We start from the raw sequence: 21140 nt of genomic DNA, 5'->3' as shown, positions 1-21140 counted from the left end.
GGCTATTCGGATCATGCTAGAGTGCGGAAGGGTGGAAGCGGTCGATGCCGAGATCACTGATGCGGGTCTGGGTGCCGCCGTTGACGATCAGCTCCGCCATCACGGCGCCGGCGCCAGGGCCGAGCTGGAAACCGTGCAGCGAGAAGCCGAACTGGTGATAGAGGCCCTTGTGACGCGAGCTCGGCCCGAACACGGGAATGTCGTCCTTCATCTTGGCTTCGATGCCGGCCCAGGCGCGAACGATGGTGGCGCTACGCATCACCGGAAACAGCTCGAACACGATCTGCGCGCTGGTCGCAAGGCTCTTCCAGTCCAGCACCGTTTCGTTGCGGTCCTGATAAGGCGTAGCCAGATGGCCGCCGCCGATCAGCACGGTGCCGTTCTTGAACTGCTTGAAGGACAGCTTCCGGCCGCGCAGGATCACGACGGGGTCGATGAAGTGCGGAACGCGCGAAGTGATCATCAGCATCGGCGCCACGGTCTCGACCGGCACCGGCTCGCCGAGATCAGCCGCGATCCTGCCCGCCCAGGCGCCGGCCGCATTAACCAGCACCGGCGCGGCAAAGCTCTCCGAACCCGCATCGACGTGCCAGAGACCGTCGTTGTGGCGGATGTTGCCGGCCGCGACGCCTTCGCGCACGGTCGCACCTAACTGCTCGGCCTTGCGGCGGAACGCCGTCGTCGTCTGCGCCGGATTAGCCGCGCCATCCCGGCGCGAGACCACGCCGCCGGGACAGGTCTCGGCCACCGCCGGCACCAGCCGGCGCAGTTCGGCGGCGCCGATCAGCTCTTCGTGGGTGAAGCCCAGTGCGTTGAGCTCGGCGACCCGCGCGCGGCAGGCCGCGAGCTCGTCCTCGTTCTCAGCGACGAGAACCTGGCCGTAGCTCTCAAAGCTGCAATCGTCGTCGAGGAGCTCCGAAATCTTCTCCCAGATTCCCATCGAGCGGATCGACAGCGGGATCTCCGGGATGTGCCGGGCGAGCTGACGAACGCCACCGGCGTTGACGCCCGAGGCGTGGCGGCCGGCATAGTCCTTTTCGATCAACACCGGCTTCAGGCCGGCGAGACACAGATGCAGCGTGGTCGAGCACCCGTGGATGCCGCCGCCAATGACGATCGCATCCACGTTTGTGCTCATCCGCGCACCACGGCCTTGACGTCGGCCTCGCTCTTCGGAACGGCGGCGAGCTCGGCCAGCGTGATCGGCTTCACCGGCGCGCGCAGGCGGTAGTAACCGATCTCCTGCGGGGTCTTGCCGCGCGCCTGCGCCATCAGCTCGGTGACGGTGAGGCCGCAGAGCCGGCCCTGGCACGGGCCCATGCCGGTGCGGCGATAGGCCTTGAGCTGATTCGGTCCGGTCGCGCCGATCGCGACGGAATCGAGCACGTCCTTCGCGGTCACCTCCTCGCAGCGGCAGACGATAGTATCGCCCGAGGGAACGCGGAAGTGCGGCGCGGGGCGGAACAGCGTGTCGAGAAACAGGCGGCCACGCTCGGCCTTGGCGAGGTCGGAACGGAGCGTCGCCATTGCGGGAAGTTTTGCGGCAGAAGCGGGCGCCAGTGCTTCGACCGCGGCGCGCGCGGCAATGCGACCGCGCACCACGGCTGCACTCGCGCCGCCGATGCCGGCCCCGTCACCGGCGATCGCGATGCCGGCGACCGACGAATTGCCGCTCGCGTCCAGCACCGGCGACCAGCAGAGCTGCAGATCATCCCAGCGATGCTCGATGCCGGCGGACATCGCCAGATTGACGTTGGGCACGACACCCTGATGCAGCAGCAACAGATCGGTGGGAATGGTCTCGCGCTTGCCGCCGGCGACATAGCTCACGCTGGCAAGCTGGCCATCACCGGAAGCCGCAAGCTCGGTGACGCCAGAGACGACCTGCACCTTTGCCTTCACTTCGCGCATCATCGACAGGCCCTTGGCGAAATAGGGCGAGGTCAGGAACGCGAAGGCATACGGCAGCGCGGCGAAATAATTGCCGCGCTCGGTGGTGTTTAGAATACGATCGATGCGGCCGCCAAGCCGCAGGATCTGCGCGGCGAGCAGCCACAGCAGCGGCCCCTGCCCTGCGATCGCCGTGCGTCCGTCGGGCACCAGCGCCGAGGACTTCAGCATGGTCTGCGCCGCGCCCGCGGTCATCACGCCCGGCAGCGTCCAGCCGGGAATTGGGAAGGGCCGCTCCAGCGCGCCGGTCGCGAGAATCACGCGTTTCGCCTTGACGAAGGCCGAGGCGCCGCCGATCGAGACGGCAATATCGAGATTGCGGTCGAGGCTCCAGACAGTCGCACGCTGGATGACTTCCGCGCTGCTCGCGCGCAGCGACTGCACGAGCTCGGCCCCGACCCAATAATCGGCGCCGAGCTGATTGCGCTCGGTGACCGGAGTCGAAGAAATCGCACGGAACACCTGACCGCCGGGGCCGATGTTCTCGTCGAGCAGCAGCGTCGAGAGGCCAGCCTCAGCGGATGTTGCGGCAGCAGCAAGGCCGGCAGGCCCGGCGCCGATCACCACGACGTCATAGTTTTCGCGCTTGGGAGCCACGCTCATTTTCCGATCTCCCGCTTGCCCTTCTGAATTTCGATCTGCATGCCCTCGGCGACGGGCACAAGGCACCCTTGCCGGTTGCCGACGCCGTCGATGGTGACGAGGCAGTCGAAGCAGACGCCCATCATGCAATAAGGCAGACGCGGCGCGCCGCTGACAGCGGTGGAACGCCGTGCGTCGCAGCCCGAGGCCAGCAGCGCGGCAGAGACGGTGTCGCCCTGGCGCGCTGCGACGGCGACGCCGTCGACGAAGATCTGCACCTCTGGCCGGTTGTCCTGTTCGGATCGCTTGAACATGGGGATGCCTCTTGGCTCCTTCTCAAAATCTTCAGTAACCGCTGCTGTTGGCAGCACCTGCGCCGCCAAAACGGCTCGCCGAGAACGCGCCGACCAGCTCCGGCTCGAGCGCGCCCTGTGCCACCATGCGCGCGATCTCGAAGGCGTGGTTGGAGGCGAGCGTCACGCCGGAATGGCAGCAGGCGACGAAGGCGCCGGGATGCGTCTCCGACTGGTCGTAGATCGGGAAGCCGTCCTGCGGCATGACGCGAATGCCGGACCAGCTCCTGACCACGTTGAGCCGCGCCAGATGCGGGAACATGCGCTGCGCGCGATCGGCCATGACGCCGCTGATCGACGGCTTCAACGTGCGATCGTCGAGCTCGTCCTCCTTGCTGTCGCCGATCATCACCGTACCCTCGTCGGTCTGGCGGATCGTGGTCAGCGGATGCGGCAGGAACGGCATGGTGCGCTCGGTCACGACGACCTGGCCGCGAGTCGGGCCCATCGGCGCAAAGAGGCCGACCATCGGCGCCAACGTCTGGTTGGCATTGCCGGCGGCAAGCACGATCTTGGCGGCACGCAGCTCGCCCTGCGGCGTCGTCAGGCGAAATTCGCCGCCGCTCTTGCTGATCGCCGATACCGGGCGCTCCGGAAAATAGTCGATGCCGAACGCAATGAAGCCGGTGTGGAAGGCGCGGAAAGTGCGCAGCGAATTGACGTGGCCGTCGAGCGGACAATAGCTGCCGCCGGAGACCTCGGGGCCGATCAGCGGTAGTGCCTTCTTCACCTCGGACGGCCGCAGCATCTCCATCTTGTAGTCGGCCGCGCCGACCTGGTTGTGCATGCGCTTGACGAGCTCGGTGCGCTGGCCGAATTCGTCCTCGCCGAGCGTAAGATGAAAACCGCCGTTCTGCTGCAGGGCGACGTCGAGGCCCGTCTGCTGCTTCAGCTCGGAGGCCAGCCGGCCCCACGCTTGCGAGGCCTGCACGGTCCACCGCGTATAGGCAGGCATGCCGAGCCCTTTGCTCTGCACCCACACCAGCGCGAAGTTCGCGCGCGAGGCGCGCTTGGTGATGTCGCCTTCGTCGAGCACGGCGACCTTCTTGCCGAGCCGGCCGAGGCCCCAGGCAATGGCGGAGCCGAGCAATCCGCCGCCGACGACGGCGACGTCGTATTCTCCTGGCATGAGTTCTCCTATCGTCCCGTATCGCCCTTGCCGGCGAGCACACGGTCGAGCCCGTAGAAGCGGTCGAGCAGAATGAGGGCGGCCATGGTGATTGCGATCACGCAGGCCGAGACCGACGTCACAAGCGGATCGATGTTGTCCTGGATGTAGAGAAACATGCGGACCGGCAACGTCTCGGTCCCTGGCGCAGCAAGGAAGACGGTCATGGTGAGATCGTCGAAGGACTGGATGAAGGCGAGCGCCCAGCCGCTGATGACGCCGGGCAGGATCAGCGGCAAGGTCACGCGGCGAAACAGCGTCCAGCCGCCGGCGCCGAGCGAGACCGCCGCCATCTCGACCGTGCGGTCCATGCCGATCGCCGCCGCCAGCGTCAGCCGCAGCGCGAACGGGAACACGATGATGACATGGGCGATGATCAGCGCGGCAAAGCTTCCGCCTAGTCCCACCGAGGTGAAGAAGCGCAGGAAGGCGATGCCGAGCACGACGTGCGGGATCATCAGCGGCGACAGGAACAGCGCCGCCAGCGCATCACGGCCGCGGAAACGATAGCGCGCGATTGCGAGCGCCGCCGGCACCGCGAACAGGAGCGCCACGAGCGAGGACAGCGCGCCAAGGCCGAGGCTGACCCAGAACGCATGGATGAACTCGGGGTAGTTCGCGATGGTCCTGAACCAGCGCAGCGAAAACCCGTTGGTCGGCAGCGACAGAAAACCTTCGGGCGTGAAGGCGACAAGACAGACCACCAAGATTGGCGCCACCATGACGATGACGAAGACGGTGTGGAAGATCAGCGCGAGCGGTCCGTTCCGGCTCATCGGAACACCTCCGCATAGCGGCGCTCGATCAGCGCGTTGCTGCCGACGACGATCAGCACCAGTGCGGCCAGCAGCAGCGTCGCGACGGCGGCACCGAGTGGCCAGTTCAGGGTGTTGAGGAATTCGTCATAGGCGAGCGTTGCCGCGACCTTGAGCCGGCGCCCGCCGATGATCGCGGGTGTTGCGAACGCGCTGGCCGAGAGCGAAAACACGATGATCGCGCCCGACAGCACGCCGGGCATGATCTGGGGCATGATGATGCGGCGGATGATGGTCGCAGGGCCCGCGCCGAGCGACATCGCGGCATTCTCGATCTGCGGATCGAGTCGCTGCAGCGCCGCCCACACCGAGAGCACCATGAACGGCATCATCACATGCGCGAGCGCGATCACCACGCCTGTTTCGGTGAACATGAAGGGAATGGGGGAGCCGATTAGCCCGAGTGACATCAGGAGCTTGTTGACCAGCCCGTTGTTGCCGCCAAACAGCAGGGCCCAGCCCAGCGTGCGCGCCACCACCGAGATGAGAAGCGGCCCGAGAATGACCAGCAGGAAAAAACTCTTCCAGCGGCCGCTCATGCGGTTGAGGATATAGGCTTCGGGCGCGCCGAGCAGTGCGGTGAGCAGCGTGGTCAGGATCGCGATGCGGAAGGTCCGCCAGAACATCTCGGCGTAATAGGGATCGGTCGCGATCTCGTGCCAGTTCTTGAGGATGAAGACCGGCTCGATGCCCTTGTACTGGCCCCAATCGTGGAACGACAGCATCACCGTCATCGCCAGCGGAATCAGCAGCACGCCAACGAATAGCATCAAAGCGGGCGCGGTCAGCACCCACGGCGCGCGCAGGCTGCGCTCCTCGGCCGCCATGCTCATGCGCCGGCCCTCGCGCGCACGCTCATGTCCTCGGGCCGCCAGGTGAGGCGAACCGCGTCGCCTTCGGCCGGCTGCGCTTTGCCGTCGTTCTGGCGGATCACGATCGCCGGGCCGCATTCGCTGTCGCACTGGAACAGCCAGTGATTGCCCTGGAAGATGCGCGTGATGATCTTTGCGCTGAGCCCCGTATCGCCGAAGCCGATTCTTTCGGGACGCACGCTGACGGTCACGGGACCGCCAAGCCCGGCCGGCGCCGGTGCGCGCCAGGAGCCGGCCACCAGTTGCGTCGGCGCCACGGTCCGGTCGATCATTCCGGCAAAGTCGTTGGTCTTGCCGAGGAATTGCGAGACGAAGGCCGAGGCCGGCTTCTCATAGGTTTGCTGCGGCGTGCCGATCTGCTCGATCTTGCCCTGGCTCATCACCACGATACGGTCGGACAGCGACATCGCCTCGTTCTGGTCGTGCGTGACCAGGATCGTGGTGGTGCCGACGGTGCGCTGGATCTGGCGCAGCTCGATCTGCATCTCCTCGCGCAGCTTGGCGTCGAGGTTGGACAGCGGCTCGTCGAGCAGCAGCACGCTCGGCTTGATCACCAGCGCACGCGCCAGCGCCACGCGCTGCTGCTGGCCGCCGGACATGCGGCGGGGGTGACGGTCCTCGTATCCGGCGAGGCCCACCATCGCGAGTGCGGCGCGGACGCGTTCGGACCTTTCAGCGCGCGGCACGCCACGCATCTCCAGGCCGAAGGCGACGTTCTCCGCCGCGGTCATGTGCGGAAACAGCGCGTAGCTCTGGAACACGATGCCGAGGCCGCGCTTGGCCGGATGGATCGCGGTCAGGTCCTTGCCCTCGAGCCGGATCGCGCCGCGTGTCGGATCGAGGAAGCCCGCGATCATCTGCAGCGTCGTGGTCTTGCCGCAGCCGGACGGGCCGAGGAAGGAGATGAACTCCCCCTTTCCCACCGACAGGCTGAAGTCATCGACCACGGTCTGCGTGCCGAACTGCTTTGCGACCCGATCGAGCTCGAGATAGGCCATGACGCTGTCTCCGCGGCGACCGATCAGCGTTCGACCTCGCGATTCCAGCGCTTGGTCCACTCCTCGCGCTTCTCGTTGATGACGGTCCAGTCCGGATTGTAGAGCTTGGCCGCGCGCTCGCCGATCGGCGCCATCTTGCCGAGCTCGGGCGGGATCACCAGCGATTTCAGCACCGGGCCGTAGCCGTAATCCTTCAGCATCACGAGCTGGGTTTTCGGATCGAGCAGCATCTTGACGAAGCTCGCAGCGAGCGGCGAAGCATTGGGCTTGTTGATCGGACACGCCGTGGTCAGCAGCGTCGCTGCGCCTTCCTTGGGATAGACGAAGTCGACAGGGAAGCCGGTATTGGCGAAGCTCTGCACGCGGCCGGTGCCCCACACCGCGATCACGGCCTGGCCGGACTGGAACAGCTCGGTCATCTTGCCCGGCGACGGCTCATAGGCCAGCACGTTCGGATTGATCTGCTCCTTGAAGATCTTGAAGCCGGACTCGACGTTGGTCTCGCCGCCGCCGTTCATCTTCGACAGCATCACCAGCGCTTCGAGGCCATAGGTGTTGTTGATCGGCGGGATCACGAGCTGTTTTGCGTATTTCGTGTCCTTCAGATCGTTCCACGAGGTCGGCGGCGCCCAGCCTTTCTCCTTGAACACCTTGGTGTTGTACATCAGGCCGGTAGCGACGATGCCGATCGCGACGGCGCGATCGTCCTTGAAGCGCGCGGTGTCGTAGAGATCGGCGGGCAGGCCGTCGAGCTTGCCGCAGAAGCCGAGCTGGATGGCCTGGTACATCGGGCCGTCGTCGACGATGGCAACGTCGATCTGCTGGTTGCCCTTCTGGGCCTGGAGCTTGGCCAGCGTGTCGGTGGAGTTGCCAGCGACGTATTCGACCTTGACGCCGTTCTCCTTCTCGAAGGCCGGGATCACCTCGTCGCGGATGGTCTTCTCGAACGAGCCGCCATAGCCGGCGACGTAGAGCGTCTTTTGCTGGGCCGAGGCGGCCGAGGGAGCGGCAATGAGCGCTGCGATGCTGACCGCGGTCAGAAGGCGAAAAGTCTTCATGTGGACCGATCTCCAATACCGGAATGAGGTGACGTGCCGACGAGTCTCGCTTGGCTGAAGCGCGTTGCCGCATTCCCTTCCGCGCGAATCCCTCTCCGATCAGGGCTCCGGCCCCCATTCGGTGGGTTTTGGCGCGATCTGGAGGTTTGAACCCCTCCAATCTGCCGAAAAAGCGGGCTGTCTCCAGTCCTGATGAAAAAGATCGCAGACCCAAGCTTCCATCGTCCAATGAATAATGGCACCCTCTGCATGCCGAAATGTTATGGATGGGACTGGGGATGGCGCGGATCAATTCGCGGCAGGTGGAGGCCTTCCGCGCGACGATGCTGACTGGCAGCGTGACCGAGGCGGCGGCGCTGATGAAGGTGACGCAGCCGGCCGTCAGCCGCTTGCTGCGCGACCTCCAGGCCCTGCTCAAAATGGAGCTGTTCGAGCGGCGCGGCACCGGTCTGGTGCCGACCGCCGCGGCGATGGCGCTCTACACCGAGGTCGAGCGTTCCTTCGTCGGCCTTGAACGCATCACGGCGGCGGCGGAAGAAATCCGCGGACGCCGCACGGGCTCGCTACGCATCGCAGCACTGCCGGCGCTGTCGAACGGCTATCTGCCGCGGCTCACCGGTCACTTCCTGAAGGAGCGGCCCAACCTCAACCTGGCCTTCTTCGGTGTCATCTCGCCGATCGTGGTCGACTGGGTGCTGAACAATCAATGTGACGTCGGCTTTGCCGAGGTGCCGATCGCGCATTCCGGTCTGCCGAGCCAGAGACTGCCGGCGCCAGCGCGCGTCGCAGTGCTGCCGACCGGTCATCGCCTCGCGGAGAAGGAAGTGCTGGAGCCGCGCGATTTCGAGGGCGAGACCTTCATCTCGCTGTCGGCGGGATCCTCGAGCCGGCATCTCGTCGACCAGGTCTTCCACCGCCACGATGTCCGCCGCGTGCTGCGCGTCGAGACCACGCTGTCGGAGATCATGTGCGGCATGGTGTCGTCGGGCCTTGGCGTCGCGATCTGCGATCCCTTCACGGCGCAGGAATTTGCAACGCGCGGCGTCGTCGTGCGCCGCTTCCTGCCGCGCATCGACTTCGAATTCTCCGCGGTCTTTCCGGCGCAGCGCAGTCCATCACCGGTGGCGCTGGACCTGGTCGAGACCATGCGCAAGGCGCTGGTGGAGTTCGAGGATTAGGGCTTCGGTTCGAACAGTGCAGCTCCATGCTCGCTGCCACCTCTCCCGCAAGCGGGAGAGGGAGCGCACCGTCTTCGTGGCGCCAGTAGCGCTCAACCACTGAACGCCGCCTGCGCCTCCGGCAGATCCCAGATCTTGCCGATCGCGGCGGTGCCCGCCGCAATGATCGCAGCTTCATCCGCGCCGAGATAGCGCCCCTCATCGACCAGGACCCGGCCGTCGACCATGACCTGATCGATATTGGCGCGGTTGGCGAGTGCGATCAGCGCGCGGCGCGGGTCGAACAGCGGCTGCAGATGCGGATGGGTGAGATCGACGATAGTGAGATCGGCGGTCGCGCCCGGCTCGATGCGGCCGAGATCGGGCCGCTTGATGACGTCGGCGGCGACCCTCGTGTTCGCCTCGATCAGCTCGGGTGAGTTCGCGACGTCAGGGCGCGCCGAAATGATCTTGGAGATCAGCGACGCCGCATTGAGCTCGCCGAGCAGGTCCATGTTGTAGCCGTCGGTGCCGACCACGGTGCGCACGCCGTGCGCGGCGAAGCGGCTGAACGGCGCGGTGATGCCGGCACGCGCGAACACGCGCGGGCAGTTCAAGACGGTCATGCCGCGCGCGGCCATCAGCCTGAGATCGTCGTCGCTCGAGAACATGCAATGCGCCGCCATCAGATCGGGCGCGAGCAGGCCGAGCCAATCGAGATATTGCGCCGGGGTGCGGCCGCCATAGCGCTTGGCGATGGTCTCGACCTCGGCGCGGCTCTGCGCCATGTGCGTCGTGATGGGAACGCCGAGCTCGCGCGCCCGGCTGGCGCAGGCCTTCAGCAGATCGGGGCCGCAGGTGTCGGTCGCATGCGGGCTCATGGCGAGCTTGATGCGGCCGTCGCCGCGACTATTCCAGCGCTGATAGAGCGCGTCCCACGTCGCCATATCAGCAGCGCCGTCATCGCCGGAATATTGGACCACACCGTCAGGCCCGGCCTTGGCGTCGGAGGTCGAGAACAGATAGGGCGCTCCGTAGAAGCGGATGCCCATCTCCTCCGCCGCGTCGAACATCTCGGGGATCGAGTTGCGGAACGGCTCCATCACCGTGGTGGCGCCGCCCTTGAGCAGCTGGAGGATGCCGAGCCGCGCCACCGCAAGCCGCTCTTCTGCGGAGAGGATATCGGCGCCGCGCTTGGTCAGCGGCAGCAGCACCGTGTAGACGATGCTCTGGTTGTTCTTGCGGCCGTTGCCGTCCTCGGTGTGGCTGCGCGCCACTGCTTCCGAGAAGCAATGATTGTGCAGGTTGAGCAGGCCCGGCAGGACGAAGCGGCCTGGGCGATCATAGACCTGATCGGCGCGCGGCTTGTCGCGCGTGATCGCTGCAATCTTCTTGCCTTGGACGAGAACCCAGTGGTCGCGCAAGACATCCTGCGCGCCGTCTTTGCGTGACAGCACATAGCTGCCGAAGATTGCTGTGGTGCTCATGCGGGGCGCACGTTCCAGAACACGGCGGTGCCGTCGAGAATGCCGGTGATGGCCTTGCGATAGGCCGTCGGCTGCTTGTAGAGGCCGATCGGAATATAGGGGATTTCCTCGAACGCCACCCTCTGGACTTCGCGGCAGATGCGCTGCTGTTCGGCGAGCTCGGAGGCCGCCAGCCACTGGCTGCGCAACTCGCCCATCTTCGTGCTCGCGTACCAGCCGGCGACCTTGCCTTCACCGCGGATGTTGGTGTTGCCGGCCGGGTTGAGCCAGTCGATGCCCTGCCAGTTGCCGACCGCGGCGCTCCAGCCGCCCTGCGGAAGCGGATCCTTCTTCAGCTGGCGCTGCAGCACCACGGCGAAATCGAGGCCGGCATATTCGACGTTCATGCCGGCCTTGCGCAACGAGTCCACCGCGATCTCGCCAAGCGGCTTTTGCGCCAGCGAATTGGTGGGGACCAGCAGCACGATCTTCTCGCCGTTATAGCCGGCGGCCTTGAGGTCAGCCTTGACCTTGGCGTAGTCGCGCGGGCCGCGGAACACGTCGAGGCCGACCTCATTTGCCATCGGGGTGCCGGGTGCGAAATAGCCGACCGGCGAGACCTGGAACGCCGGATCGGTGCCGGCGACAGCGGTCATGAACGCGGACTGATCGATCGCACCCAGGAGCGCGCGGCGGATGGCGGGATTGTCGAACGGCGGCTGCAGGTGGTTGAGGCGCAGCATGCAGGCGTAGCCTCTGGGATCGAGGATGCGCGTCTCGATATCGCCGGCCGCCTTGATCACTGGCAAGAGATCGTGCGGCGTGGTCTCCTGCCAGTCCTGCTCGCCGGTCTGCAGCGCGGCGACGCCGGTGCCGGCATCGGGCGTAGTGGTCCAGACCACGCGATCGTAGTGCACGATCTTCGGCCCCGCGGTCCAATCCGGCTTGCCGTCGGTGCGCGGCTGGTAGCGCTCGAATTTGGCATAGGCGTTGCGCGCGCCCTGTACGCGCTCGTCGGCGAGATAGCGGAACGGGCCGCTGCCAATGACATCGGTGAGCGGCTTGAACGGATCCTGGCTCGCCAGCCGCTCCGGCATCATGAAGCAAGCGTTGATCGCGGCCTTGCCGAGCGCCTGCGGCAGCAGCGGAAAAGGACGCTTCAGACGAAAGCGGATGGTGCGGTCGTCGGCAGCGGTGAGCTCGGCGGTCGCCTCCATCAGCTCGCCGCCAAAGCCGTCGCGCGCGGCCCAGCGGCGGATGCTGGCGACGCAATCGCGCGCCAGCACGCGTTCGCCGTCGTGCCAGAACAGACCATCACGAAGCGTGAGGTCCCACTGCAGCTGGTCGGCGGAGATGGCCTGGCCCGACAGCATCTGCGGCGAGACCTGGAGCGAGGAGCTCATGCCGTACAGCGTATCGTAAACCATGAAGCCGTGGTTTCGCGACACCTGTGCCGTCGAATAGATGGGATCGACGAAGGCGAGATCGATGACGGGAATGAAGCGCAGCGTGGATTGCGATTCAGCGCGGACGATGCCCGGCAGCGACAGCGCCGGCAGCGCCGCGCCGGCCTTGAGGAGCGAACGGCGGGAGATGGACATCAGCGGTGACCGGCTTCGTGGCGCAGGAAGTTTTCCGCGATGTTCTCGCCGGTGGTGATCCAGACATCCGGGCACGACTTTGCGTAGCTCAGGAACTCGCGCAGCAGACGCAGCCGCATCGGGCGGCCGCTGCATTGCGGATGCAGCACGGTCGTCACCATCGCGCCCCAGTCGCGGACTTCGTCCAGCTCGTCCTTCCACATCGAGAGCACGTGCTCCTTCGGGAAAATCGAGCGCGGACTGAAGCGCGCGGACAGGCCGTGCATCCAGTCGTCATAGCTCGCGGTGACCGGCAGCTCGATCGTGCCGGGCCTGCCGTCGGCGAGACGATGGCGATAGGGCCTGACGTCGTCGCGGAACGAGGACGTATAGACGATACCGTGCCGCACCAGCGCGACGCGCAGTTCCTCCGTGAACTCGCCATAGGGCGCGCGATAGCCGGTCGGCTTGACGCCGAGCCGGCGCTTCAAAGCCTCGAAACCGCGCTCCAGCTCCTCCTCGATCCAGGGATCGCCGGGATCCGGCAGCAGATGGTGATAGCCGTGATGTCCGATCTCGTGACCGGCCTTCAAGATGGATTCCGCCATCGCCGGATGCGCGTCGACCGACCACCCCGTGACGAAGAACGTCGCCTTGAGATCGAGCTGGCCGAGCAGCTCCAGCAGCTTCGGCGTGCCGACGCGCGCCTCGTAGCCGCCATAGCTCATGGTGATGAGCCGCTGCGCATGCGCCGCGTCCTTGCTGGTCCAGGCACTCTCGGCGTCCACGTCGAACGACAGGAACATCGCGGATGTGTACGGCTTCGGCCAGGGATATTCGGGCGCGGGATCCGCGGTGTTGGCCGGAACGAGCGGAATGCTCTGGAGTGCCTTACTGTCCAGCATTGATGGTCGCCTTCTCGATTGCGTTGTCGCTCAATTTCCACTTCGCCAGCAGCGTCTTGTAGGTGCCGTCCGCGATCAGTGCGTCGACGGCTTCCAGCATTGCCTGCTGCAATGCCTTCTCCTTCACCGGCAGAGCAATGCCGGTGAATTGCTGTGCGATGGGCTCGCCCACGGTCGCATAGGTGTTGGGCTCGAGGTCCATGATGTAGGGCAGCGTCTCGTTGCCCTGGGCAGCGGCATCGATGCGGCCTTGCCTCAGCTGGGTGCGCGCGTCGGCCGAGCCGTCGGTGCCGACGACCTGGATCGGATTGCTGCCGCAGTTCTTCTCGCTCCACGCGGTGATCTGGGCCGGGAACATCGTGCGGCGGCTGGAGCCGACCTTCTTGCCGCACAGTGACGTCGCACCCTTGAATTCCGGCTTGCGCGACGCCTGCACGAAGAACTGCGGGCCGCTGCGCAAATAATCGACGAAGGTCGCGACCTCGTGCCGGCTCGCATAGTCGGTGAAGCCGGACAGGATGGCATCCACCCGCCCGGTCGAGATCGAGGGCATGAACTCGGCAAAACTGGTCTCGGTCCATTCGATCTTGACGCCGAGCTTGCGGCCGATGGCTTCACCGAGATCGACGTCGAAGCCGGAGAGCGCGTTGGTGGCGGGATCGCGGAACTCCATCGGCGGATAATTCGGCACGACCGCCACTTTGATGCTGCCGCGCTTTGCGATTTCAGGCGGCAATTCGGCCGCCATTGCCGACGCGCTCATGACGCCCAGGAACGCCGCCGCAAGCAAAAGTCTCTTCATCACATACCCCCAATGTCAGATCACTGCCGATAGAAATGCCTTGGTGCGCTCCTCGCGCGGCGCGCCCAACACGTCGGAGGCGCGGCCCTGCTCGACGATCGCGCCCTGATCCATGTAGACGACGCGGTCGGCGACCTCGCGGGCGAAGCCGAGCTCGTGCGTCACCACCATCATGGACATGCCGCTTCGCGCCAGTTCCTTCATCACCGCGAGCACCTCGCCGACGAGCTCGGGATCGAGCGCGCTGGTGGGCTCGTCGAACAGCATCAGCATCGGCTTCATGGCGAGCGCCCGCGCGATCGCGACACGCTGCTGCTGGCCGCCGGAGAGCTGCGCCGGATAGGAATCCGCCTTGGCCGCCAGCCCGACGCGACGAAGCAGTTCGATCGCCTCGGCGCGCACCTCGTCCGGCTTGCGCCCCTGAACCTGGATCGGACCTTCCGTGATGTTCTCCAGCGCGGTCTTGTGCGGAAACAGGTTGAAGCGCTGGAACACCATGCCGGTCTTGAGCCGCTGCCGCCCGATCTCGCGCTCGCTGAGGCGATGGAGTTTTCCGCCTTGCTCGCGCACGCCGAGCAGCTCGCCGTCGAGCCAGATGCCCCCGGCATCGATCGTGGCAAGCTGATTGATGCAGCGGAGCAGCGTCGTCTTGCCGGAGCCGGAGGCGCCGATCAGGCACATCACCTCGCCGGGCCAGACGTCGAGCGAGACGTTGTTGAGAGCCTGAAACTCTCCAAAGTTCTTGGCTACGGAGCGGATCGCGACGAGCGGTTTTGTCATCGCGCCAGCCGCAATGTGCCGCGCGCAAAGCGGCGTTCGAGCAACATCTGGAGCGGGGTCAGGATCGAAACCGCGAGCAGGTACCAGAGCCCGGCGACGATCAGGAGCTCGATGACGCGGGAGTTGGCGTAGTAGATGTTCTCGGCATTGTGCAGCAGCTCCGGATACTGGATCACGCTGGCGAGCGAGGTCGCCTTCACCATGCCGATGAACTCGTTGCCGAGCGGCGGGATCACCACGCGCATCGCCTGCGGCAGCACGATCCGGCGCAGCGCGCGCAGCCGTCCCATGCCGATGGCCTGCGCCGCCTCATATTGCCCGATATCGACCGACAGCATGCCGGCGCGCATGACTTCGGAGGTGTAGGCGCCCTGGTTGATGCCGAGCCCGAGCAGCGCGGCAAGGAACGGCGTCATGACGTCGACGGCGCGCGCGGACCACAGGCCGGGGATACCGATGGTCGGGAACACCAGCGCGAGGTTGAACCACAGCAGCAGCTGCAGGATCAGTGGCGTTCCGCGGAACAGCCAGGTGTAGCCGGCGGCGACCGACTTCAGCACCGGATTGGGCGACAGCCGCATGATCGCGACGACGATGCCGAGGAAGATGCCGAGCATCATCGCCAGCACCGCCATTACCATGGTGTTGACGATGCCTTCGAGGATGACCTTTGCGGTCAGGAAGCGGCTGACATAGGACCATTCGATCTGGCCGTTCGCAAAGGCGCGCGCGATCGCCGCCAGCACGAGGACGATCAGGGCCGCGCTGATCCAGCGAAACCAGTGCGGTTCGCGCGCGATCCGCATGCCCGACAGATCGGGAAATCCTTGCGCGAGTGCCGGCGCCTGCTTCATTGCGGCGCCGCGTTCAGCATGGGCTGGGCGACTGCATTGGTCCCCAAGCCCCATTTGTCGAGAATGGCCTTGTACGAGCCGTCAGCGATCATCGCCGCGAGCTTCTCCGTCACGACCTCGCGCAAGACCGCATCGTCCTTGCGGAACATGATGCCCTGATAGCCCCTGGCAAAGGGCTCGCCGACGATGCGATACTTGCCGGGCTCCTGTTGCTGCGCATAAGGCAACGTCTCGCTGCCCTGCACGGCGGCGTCGATGCGGCCCTGCTTGAGCTGGTTGCGGACGTCGATGGAATTCTCGCCCGGAACGTACTGGATCGCGGGCTTGCCGGCCGGCTCGCAATTTTGCTTGCTCCACTTCTCGATCTCGACCGGGAAGCTGGTGCTGCGGGTGGTGCCGACCTTTTTGCCGCAGAGATCGGGGGCGTCCTTGGCCGCGCTCTCCGCCATCACGAAGAACTGCGGGCCGGTTGCGAGGTAATCGACGAAGTCGGCGGTCTCGCGCCGCGAGGCACGATCGGAGATGCCGGAAATAATGAAGTCGGCTCGCTTGGTCTGGAGCGAGGGGATCAACTCGGCGAACGGCGTCTCGCTCCAGACGATCTTGAGGTCGCCAAGCCGCTTGGCGAGCTCTTTCGCCAGATCGATGTCGAGCCCGACCAGCTCGTTGGTTGCGGGATCGCGATATTCCATCGGCGCGTAGGTGGAGTTGACTGTCAGCTTCAGCGTGCCGGCCTGCTTGATCTCCGCCGGGAGCTCGGCGCCTCGCGCCGACGTCACCGCGGCCAGCGCCGCGCAGGCAAGCAAATACGAGAGGCGTGTCATGTCAGCTCCTTTTGCCAACGCCGCGACCGGCCGTTGGTCAATCTGCGTCGAGAACGGCCGGCTCGATGATGCCGGCACGCTCGGTGATCACCCTGTATTGCTCGGGCCGCCGATGGGCGGCGAAGTTGAACATCTTGTCCTTGCCCTGGCGGCAGAGGTCGAGATCGATGTCGGCGACGATCACCTCGTCGGCCAGCGTCTGCGCCTGCGCGACGATGCGGCCGTTGGGATCGACGATGCAGGAGCCGCCGATCAGGCCGGAGCCGTCCTCCTCGCCCGCCTTCGCCACCGAAATCGCCCAGGTCGCGTTCATGTAGGCGTTGGCCTGCGTCACCAGCGTCGAGTGGAAGGTGCGCAAGGCTCCGTCTTCGGTCGTGCCGCCGTTGGGATCGTAGGCCGCCGAATTGTAGCCGATGCAGACGAGCTCGACGCCTTGCAGACCGAGCACGCGCCAGGATTCCGGCCAGCGACGATCATTGCAGATCATCATGCCCATGATGGCATGGGCCCAGGACGAGCCGGCGCGGAAGGCGGGAAAGCCGAGGTCGCCATATTCGAAGTAGCGCTTCTCGAGTTGCTGGTAGCGCGCGCCCGGACGCGGCTCGACCGAGCCCGGCAGATGCACCTTGCGATAGCGGCCGAGAACCTCGCCGTCGCGATCGACCAGGATGGCGCAATTGTAGCGCCGCCCCTCCGCCGTCAGCTCGGCATAGCCGACGTAAAAGCCGACGCGGAGCGCACGTGCGCGATCGAACAGCTTCGCCACCGCGGGGTTCGGCATGCTGCGCTCGAAATACCGGTCGAGGGCCTCGCCTTCGAGCAGCCAGCGCGGGAAGAAGGTGGTGAAGGCGAGCTCCGGAAACACCACGAGGCTCGCACCCCGACCGGCCGCCTCCTCCAGCATGTCGAGCATCCGCGACAACGTATGCTCGCGCGTATCGGCTTTTTGTGTCGGCCCCATCTGAGCCGCGGCGGCGCGAAGGACACGAACCAAGTTTGCCTCCAATCTGTGCGCGTTGCCGCCTCAATGGGCGAACGAACCCTTTGATGCGACGCGCAAATCCGCTGCCATTACGGGCAAGCGCTGCTGCAAAATCAATTCGCGTTGCTATGATGTTTTGGCCCTGACTATAATCGGCAGTGATATGAACCTGCGTCAGCTCGAGATCCTTCGCGCCGTGATCCGCCACCGCACCACGGTGGCGGCGGCGGACGAGCTGGCGCTGTCGCAGCCGGCGGTCAGCAACGCGCTGAAGACGATGGAGGCGCAGGCGGGCTTTGCGCTGTTCGAGCGCGTCAACAACCGGCTGTTTCCAACCGCCGAAGCGATGGCGCTCTACAAGGAGAGCGAGGCGATCTTTGCGCTGCACGCCAAGCTCGAGAACCGCATGCGCGATTTGCGCGAGAACCGCGCCGGGCATCTCGCCATCGTGGCGACGCCGCCGCTCGCCTACAGCATCATTCCGTCCGCGCTGTCGGGCTTCCTGCGCCGCCGCCCGGAGACGCGGGTGTTCTTCGACGTACGGCGCTATGAGGGCATCATCGAGGGTGTGCTGAGCCGCGTCGCCGAGCTCGGCTTCGCGCTCGGCCTCACGCATCATCCCGGCATCGCGCATGAGGTGGTGCACACCGGCGAGATGGTCTGCGTGCTGCCGCCACAGCATCCGCTCGCGGAACGACCGGTGATCTCGGCCGCTGATCTCTCCGGCCTGCCCTTCATCGGGCTCGAACGCGGCACGCGGCTGGGCGAAGCCGTGCGCGACAGCTTTGCCCGTGCCGGTGCGCCGTTCCGGCCGACGGTCGAGGTGCGCTACTGCAACACGGCCTGCGTGCTGGCCGCCGCCGGCGTCGGCGCGGCGGTGGTCGATCCCTTCTCGCCGCGGCAGAACGGCGGCAGCGGCCTCGTCGTCCGTCCGTTCACGCCGACGACGCAGGCGGTCGCCTATATGTTATGGTCTGAAGCCGAGCCGCTGTCGCGTCTGGCCAAGGCCTTTCTCAACGAGATCCGCAAGGAGAGCGCTCTGCTCGAGCGCACAGCGCCGCACCAGCAACATGGGGCAGAAAGCGGCTGAGCTTCGCAACCTTTTGACCGGGAGGCCCATGGCACGCATCACCATCATCGAGACCGGAGAGGTGCCGCAAAAATACCGCGAGCGTCACGGTTCATTTCCGGACATGTTCGCGCGCATGATCCGCGCCGAGGAGCCGGCCGCGACGATCGAGGTCGTCAGCATCCCCAACGGCGATGCACTTCCCGATCCGAGCAAGCTCGAGGCCGTCCTGATCACCGGCGCGGCGGCCGGGGTCTATGACGGGCTCGACTGGATCGCGCCGCTGGAAGATTTCGCGCGGACGGCTTACGCCAACAAGACACCGATGGTCGGTGTCTGCTTCGGCCACCAGCTGATCGCGCAGGCGCTCGGCGGCACCGTGCGCAAATCGGAGCATGGCTGGGGCATCGGCCGGCATGTCTATCAGGTGCTGCCGGAAAACGGCGTCATCGACGGTGAAGCGGTTGCGATCGCCGCCTCGCATCAGGACCAGGTGATCGAGCCGCCAAACGATGCGCTGACGATCCTCTCCTCCGAGTTCACCCCGCATGCCGGCCTGCTCTATGCCAATGGCGCGACGCTGACAGTGCAGCCGCATCCGGAATTCGATGTCGGGTTCGCGCAAGTGTGCTGCGATCTGCGCGACGGCAAGGCACCTGATGAAGTCGTCGCCACCGCGAGGGCGTCGCTGGCGGAGCCGATGGATAATGCGAAGCTCGGCGGGGCGATTACAAGATTCCTGACGAAACGGTGAGTTCACCTCGCCCCGCTTGAGGTCGGATTGCGCGCGGCGATGCGAAGCATCGTCTGCGCAATCCGGGTGAGGGGGACTCTCCGCGAGTCCGTCTGCCATCGAGTTTGCTGAGACAGCCCCTCACCCCACCCCTCTCCCCGTAAGAACGAGGAGAGGGAGAGGAAGCGGTTCAGAACGGATCGCTTCCCAATCCCGGCACATCGGCCGGTCGCGGGCCCGGCGCCGCCCAGTGAAACCGGCGGTCCTTCTCCGCAATGGCGATGTCGTTGATCGAGGCCTCGCGCCGCTTCATCAGGCCGTGCTCGTCGAACTCCCATTGCTCGTTGCCGTAGGAGCGGTACCACTGGCCGCTTGCATCGTGCCATTCGTACTGGAAGCGCACCGCGATCCGGTTGCCGTCGAAGGCCCAGAGGTCCTTGATCAGGCGGTAATCCTGCTCCTTCTCCCATTTGCGGGTGAGGAAGGCGACGATGGCCTCGCGGCCCTGAAACACTTCCGAACGGTTGCGCCAGCGGCTGTCCTCGGTATAGGCGAGCGAGACGCGCACCGGATCGCGTGAATTCCAGGCGTCCTCGGCCATGCGGGCCTTTTGCGCGGCGGTCTCGCGGGTGAAGGGTGGAAGTGGCGGGCGCGACATGATGGCCTCATCGGTTGATCGGGACCGCGAATGTATCGTCGCAATCAGCGGAGTCGATAGGCCATCCACTATCGAGCGATCACGAAACCAGATCGGCCTTCATCAATTGGCGGATCGATTTCGGGATCGGCTGGGCGCGGCCGCCGCTGATGAAGGCAACGCGGACCTCGGCTTTCACCAGCACGTCGTCGCCGCGCCGCACCTCCTGCGCCAGCATGATGGACGCCCCCTTCACCGCGACCGGCCAGGTCACGACGTCGAGCACGTCGTCCATTCGCGCGGGCTTCAGGAAGTCCAGATGCATCGAGCGCACCACGAAGGCGAAGCCGGCGCCGTCCGTCTCGGCCTGCTCGAACAGCACCTGCTGCTCGGCGCCCATCAGCCTGAGATGATTGGTGCGTCCGCGCTCCATGTAGCGCAGGTAATTGGCATGATAGACGATGCCGGAAAAATCCGTGTCCTCGTAATAGACGCGGACCTGCATGTGGTGGCGGCCGTCGCGGATCTCGCCGTCGAGATGAGCTGTCACGTCCGGAGCCTCTTCGCTGGTCGGTAACCGGCTCGTTGTGCGCAAAAACAGCCGGACGCGCAAGCGTGTTAGGACACAACCGCCCCGGACCTTCCCAGCGTCACCTCGACGATCTCAGGCGGCACGCCGAAGCGGAGCGGCATGATGCTGCAACCGAGGCCGCCGGAGACGATGAGATCGCATTTCAGGCGGAAGTGGCCATAGGCGAGCCGCAGGCCGTTCTTGGGCGCGACGGCCGGCGACCAGCCGAGCAGGCGGACCTGGCCGCCATGGGTATGGCCGGACAATTGCAGTGCGACGCGCGCGGGCACGAGCGGTGCGATATTGGGCTCGTGCGCGAGCAGGATGACCGGTGCATCGTCGGTGATCTTGGCCAGCGTGGCGTTGAGATCGTCGGCACCGAAGTGCGCCATGCTCCGGAAGCGCCGCGCCGGCAGGAAGGCGAGCTGATCGCCGAGGCCGGCAAGCCAGAACGGACGTCCGTCCTTGGTGAGGCGGACGGCATCATTCTCGTAGACGGGGATGCCGGCCGCCTCCAGCGCCCGATGCGCGATGGTCGGCCCTTGCCCTGCCTGCTGCACGGTCCTGTCGTCCCAATAATCGTGGTTGCCCATGACGGCATGGACGCCGAGGGGCGCCTTCAGGCGCGCCAGCACCCTTGCCCATTCGCTCGACGGAATGAAGCGCGTGACGTGGTGAAGGCCGGCGACGTAGTCGCCGAGCAGCACGATGAGATCGGCGTTGAGAGCATTGGTCCGGTCGACGATGCCCTCGATGCGCTCCAGCGACATCCAGGGGTCGCAGGCATGGATGTCGGCGATGGCGGCAATCTTCAGCGGAAAATCCGCCGGCCACTGCCGCGGCATCGGATGATAGCGCGTGACGCGGAGGCGCAGCACCGGCTCGACACCGACGCCATAGGCGGCGGTCGAGACGCCGAGGGCGGACAGGCCGCCGATGGAACGGATGAGGTGACGACGCGTGATCATGGAAGCCCGATGATGA

22 protein-coding genes are annotated in these 21140 nt (G+C 65.8%); 3 read left to right on the top strand and 19 right to left on the bottom strand.

Annotation, left to right across the window (positions count from 1 at the left end):
* Positions 1-16: 16 nt before the first annotated feature.
* From ACVWYQ_RS28840 to ACVWYQ_RS28805, 8 genes are read right to left on the bottom strand one after another with little or no spacing between them, the layout of a single operon-like run.
* Positions 17-1138, bottom strand: a complete 1122-nt coding sequence (locus ACVWYQ_RS28840) for an NAD(P)/FAD-dependent oxidoreductase (protein ID WP_271542905.1) — start codon at positions 1136-1138, stop codon at positions 17-19.
* Positions 1135-2553, bottom strand: a complete 1419-nt coding sequence (locus ACVWYQ_RS28835) for an FAD/NAD(P)-dependent oxidoreductase (RefSeq protein ID WP_271542904.1) — start codon at positions 2551-2553, stop codon at positions 1135-1137. Before ACVWYQ_RS28835 ends, ACVWYQ_RS28840 begins: the two co-directional genes overlap by 4 nt.
* Positions 2550-2846, bottom strand: a complete 297-nt coding sequence (locus tag ACVWYQ_RS28830; protein ID WP_271542903.1) for a (2Fe-2S)-binding protein — start codon at positions 2844-2846, stop codon at positions 2550-2552. The genes ACVWYQ_RS28835 and ACVWYQ_RS28830 overlap by 4 nt, the downstream gene beginning before the upstream one ends.
* Positions 2847-2877: 31 nt before the next feature.
* Positions 2878-4014 (bottom strand): NAD(P)/FAD-dependent oxidoreductase, encoded by a 1137-nt coding sequence (locus ACVWYQ_RS28825; protein ID WP_271542902.1) that lies wholly within the window; start codon positions 4012-4014, stop codon positions 2878-2880.
* A gap of 8 nt (positions 4015-4022) precedes the next feature.
* The gene (locus ACVWYQ_RS28820; RefSeq protein WP_456726604.1) at positions 4023-4829 is read right to left on the bottom strand and encodes an ABC transporter permease; all 807 of its coding nucleotides are present in this window, start codon (positions 4827-4829) and stop codon (positions 4023-4025) included.
* Positions 4826-5701: an ABC transporter permease gene (locus tag ACVWYQ_RS28815; protein ID WP_036041395.1), complete on the bottom strand. Its 876-nt coding sequence runs from the start codon at positions 5699-5701 to the stop codon at positions 4826-4828. Before ACVWYQ_RS28815 ends, ACVWYQ_RS28820 begins: the two co-directional genes overlap by 4 nt.
* A complete protein-coding gene (locus tag ACVWYQ_RS28810) occupies positions 5698-6738 on the bottom strand; it encodes an ABC transporter ATP-binding protein (RefSeq protein WP_271542900.1) in 1041 nt (346 codons plus the stop codon). Before ACVWYQ_RS28810 ends, ACVWYQ_RS28815 begins: the two co-directional genes overlap by 4 nt.
* A gap of 23 nt (positions 6739-6761) precedes the next feature.
* Positions 6762-7796 carry an ABC transporter substrate-binding protein gene (locus ACVWYQ_RS28805; RefSeq protein ID WP_271542899.1) on the bottom strand — a complete coding sequence of 345 codons (1035 nt, stop codon included), beginning with the start codon at positions 7794-7796 and terminating at the stop codon, positions 6762-6764.
* A 278-nt stretch (positions 7797-8074) separates the two neighbouring features.
* Between ACVWYQ_RS28805 and ACVWYQ_RS28800 the strand changes: the two genes are divergently transcribed.
* Positions 8075-8974, top strand: coding sequence for a LysR substrate-binding domain-containing protein (locus tag ACVWYQ_RS28800; RefSeq protein WP_128264216.1), 900 nt, complete (start codon positions 8075-8077; stop codon positions 8972-8974).
* Between the two features lie 92 nt (positions 8975-9066).
* On the opposite strand, the gene ACVWYQ_RS28795 is transcribed toward ACVWYQ_RS28800, so the two are convergent.
* Genes ACVWYQ_RS28795 through ACVWYQ_RS28760 form a run of 8 tightly spaced genes read right to left on the bottom strand, consistent with a single transcriptional unit; the run spans position 9067 to position 17158 of the window.
* Complete coding sequence (locus ACVWYQ_RS28795) at positions 9067-10440, bottom strand: amidohydrolase family protein (protein WP_271542898.1); 1374 nt, start codon at positions 10438-10440, stop codon at positions 9067-9069.
* Complete coding sequence (locus ACVWYQ_RS28790) at positions 10437-12020, bottom strand: ABC transporter substrate-binding protein (protein ID WP_404545966.1); 1584 nt, start codon at positions 12018-12020, stop codon at positions 10437-10439. The genes ACVWYQ_RS28795 and ACVWYQ_RS28790 overlap by 4 nt, the downstream gene beginning before the upstream one ends.
* Positions 12020-12904 (bottom strand): polysaccharide deacetylase family protein, encoded by an 885-nt coding sequence (locus ACVWYQ_RS28785; RefSeq protein ID WP_271542896.1) that lies wholly within the window; start codon positions 12902-12904, stop codon positions 12020-12022. The genes ACVWYQ_RS28790 and ACVWYQ_RS28785 overlap by 1 nt, the downstream gene beginning before the upstream one ends.
* Positions 12891-13706 carry an ABC transporter substrate-binding protein gene (locus ACVWYQ_RS28780; RefSeq protein ID WP_404545964.1) on the bottom strand — a complete coding sequence of 272 codons (816 nt, stop codon included), beginning with the start codon at positions 13704-13706 and terminating at the stop codon, positions 12891-12893. Before ACVWYQ_RS28780 ends, ACVWYQ_RS28785 begins: the two co-directional genes overlap by 14 nt.
* A gap of 15 nt (positions 13707-13721) precedes the next feature.
* Positions 13722-14486, bottom strand: coding sequence for an amino acid ABC transporter ATP-binding protein (locus ACVWYQ_RS28775; protein WP_271542895.1), 765 nt, complete (start codon positions 14484-14486; stop codon positions 13722-13724).
* Positions 14483-15340, bottom strand: a complete 858-nt coding sequence (locus ACVWYQ_RS28770; RefSeq protein ID WP_036021759.1) for an amino acid ABC transporter permease — start codon at positions 15338-15340, stop codon at positions 14483-14485. Before ACVWYQ_RS28770 ends, ACVWYQ_RS28775 begins: the two co-directional genes overlap by 4 nt.
* Complete coding sequence (locus ACVWYQ_RS28765; protein ID WP_271542894.1) at positions 15337-16164, bottom strand: ABC transporter substrate-binding protein; 828 nt, start codon at positions 16162-16164, stop codon at positions 15337-15339. The genes ACVWYQ_RS28770 and ACVWYQ_RS28765 overlap by 4 nt, the downstream gene beginning before the upstream one ends.
* Positions 16165-16201: 37 nt before the next feature.
* Positions 16202-17158, bottom strand: coding sequence for an N-carbamoyl-D-amino-acid hydrolase (locus ACVWYQ_RS28760; RefSeq protein WP_271542893.1), 957 nt, complete (start codon positions 17156-17158; stop codon positions 16202-16204).
* Positions 17159-17309: 151 nt separating this feature from the next.
* On the opposite strand from ACVWYQ_RS28760, the gene ACVWYQ_RS28755 reads away from it, so the two are divergent.
* Together ACVWYQ_RS28755 and ACVWYQ_RS28750 are read left to right on the top strand one after the other, a co-directional pair.
* On the top strand, positions 17310-18236 hold the full coding sequence (locus ACVWYQ_RS28755) for a LysR family transcriptional regulator (RefSeq protein WP_271542892.1): 927 nt from the start codon (positions 17310-17312) through the stop codon (positions 18234-18236).
* 28 nt (positions 18237-18264) lie between these two features.
* Positions 18265-18969 carry a type 1 glutamine amidotransferase gene (locus tag ACVWYQ_RS28750; protein WP_456726603.1) on the top strand — a complete coding sequence of 235 codons (705 nt, stop codon included), beginning with the start codon at positions 18265-18267 and terminating at the stop codon, positions 18967-18969.
* Positions 18970-19138: 169 nt separating this feature from the next.
* Here the strand turns inward: ACVWYQ_RS28750 and ACVWYQ_RS28745 are convergent, their stop codons facing one another.
* From ACVWYQ_RS28745 to ACVWYQ_RS28735, 3 genes are all read right to left on the bottom strand, one after another.
* On the bottom strand, positions 19139-19606 hold the full coding sequence (locus ACVWYQ_RS28745; protein WP_157283760.1) for a nuclear transport factor 2 family protein: 468 nt from the start codon (positions 19604-19606) through the stop codon (positions 19139-19141).
* 79 nt (positions 19607-19685) lie between these two features.
* Entirely contained in the window at positions 19686-20135 is a 450-nt protein-coding gene (ybgC, locus tag ACVWYQ_RS28740; RefSeq protein WP_156447009.1) for a tol-pal system-associated acyl-CoA thioesterase, read from the bottom strand.
* A gap of 68 nt (positions 20136-20203) precedes the next feature.
* The gene (locus tag ACVWYQ_RS28735; protein ID WP_456726602.1) at positions 20204-21124 is read right to left on the bottom strand and encodes a metallophosphoesterase; all 921 of its coding nucleotides are present in this window, start codon (positions 21122-21124) and stop codon (positions 20204-20206) included.
* Positions 21125-21140 lie beyond the last annotated feature (16 nt).

Source organism: Bradyrhizobium sp. USDA 3397, from assembly GCF_054060965.1.
This window is presented reverse-complemented; position numbering and strand designations above follow the sequence as displayed.

Coding starts and splice junctions, on each gene's coding strand:
- ACVWYQ_RS28840 (WP_271542905.1), bottom strand. CDS start 1,138: ATGAGCACAAACGTGGATGCGATCGTCATTGGCGGCGGCATCCACGGG.
- ACVWYQ_RS28835 (WP_271542904.1), bottom strand. CDS start 2,553: ATGAGCGTGGCTCCCAAGCGCGAAAACTATGACGTCGTGGTGATCGGC.
- ACVWYQ_RS28830 (WP_271542903.1), bottom strand. CDS start 2,846: ATGTTCAAGCGATCCGAACAGGACAACCGGCCAGAGGTGCAGATCTTC.
- ACVWYQ_RS28825 (WP_271542902.1), bottom strand. CDS start 4,014: ATGCCAGGAGAATACGACGTCGCCGTCGTCGGCGGCGGATTGCTCGGC.
- ACVWYQ_RS28820 (WP_456726604.1), bottom strand. CDS start 4,829: ATGAGCCGGAACGGACCGCTCGCGCTGATCTTCCACACCGTCTTCGTC.
- ACVWYQ_RS28815 (WP_036041395.1), bottom strand. CDS start 5,701: ATGAGCATGGCGGCCGAGGAGCGCAGCCTGCGCGCGCCGTGGGTGCTG.
- ACVWYQ_RS28810 (WP_271542900.1), bottom strand. CDS start 6,738: ATGGCCTATCTCGAGCTCGATCGGGTCGCAAAGCAGTTCGGCACGCAG.
- ACVWYQ_RS28805 (WP_271542899.1), bottom strand. CDS start 7,796: ATGAAGACTTTTCGCCTTCTGACCGCGGTCAGCATCGCAGCGCTCATT.
- ACVWYQ_RS28800 (WP_128264216.1), top strand. CDS start 8,075: ATGGCGCGGATCAATTCGCGGCAGGTGGAGGCCTTCCGCGCGACGATG.
- ACVWYQ_RS28795 (WP_271542898.1), bottom strand. CDS start 10,440: ATGAGCACCACAGCAATCTTCGGCAGCTATGTGCTGTCACGCAAAGAC.
- ACVWYQ_RS28790 (WP_404545966.1), bottom strand. CDS start 12,020: ATGTCCATCTCCCGCCGTTCGCTCCTCAAGGCCGGCGCGGCGCTGCCG.
- ACVWYQ_RS28785 (WP_271542896.1), bottom strand. CDS start 12,904: ATGCTGGACAGTAAGGCACTCCAGAGCATTCCGCTCGTTCCGGCCAAC.
- ACVWYQ_RS28780 (WP_404545964.1), bottom strand. CDS start 13,706: ATGAAGAGACTTTTGCTTGCGGCGGCGTTCCTGGGCGTCATGAGCGCG.
- ACVWYQ_RS28775 (WP_271542895.1), bottom strand. CDS start 14,486: ATGACAAAACCGCTCGTCGCGATCCGCTCCGTAGCCAAGAACTTTGGA.
- ACVWYQ_RS28770 (WP_036021759.1), bottom strand. CDS start 15,340: ATGAAGCAGGCGCCGGCACTCGCGCAAGGATTTCCCGATCTGTCGGGC.
- ACVWYQ_RS28765 (WP_271542894.1), bottom strand. CDS start 16,164: ATGACACGCCTCTCGTATTTGCTTGCCTGCGCGGCGCTGGCCGCGGTG.
- ACVWYQ_RS28755 (WP_271542892.1), top strand. CDS start 17,310: ATGAACCTGCGTCAGCTCGAGATCCTTCGCGCCGTGATCCGCCACCGC.
- ACVWYQ_RS28750 (WP_456726603.1), top strand. CDS start 18,265: ATGGCACGCATCACCATCATCGAGACCGGAGAGGTGCCGCAAAAATAC.
- ACVWYQ_RS28745 (WP_157283760.1), bottom strand. CDS start 19,606: ATGTCGCGCCCGCCACTTCCACCCTTCACCCGCGAGACCGCCGCGCAA.
- ACVWYQ_RS28735 (WP_456726602.1), bottom strand. CDS start 21,124: ATGATCACGCGTCGTCACCTCATCCGTTCCATCGGCGGCCTGTCCGCC.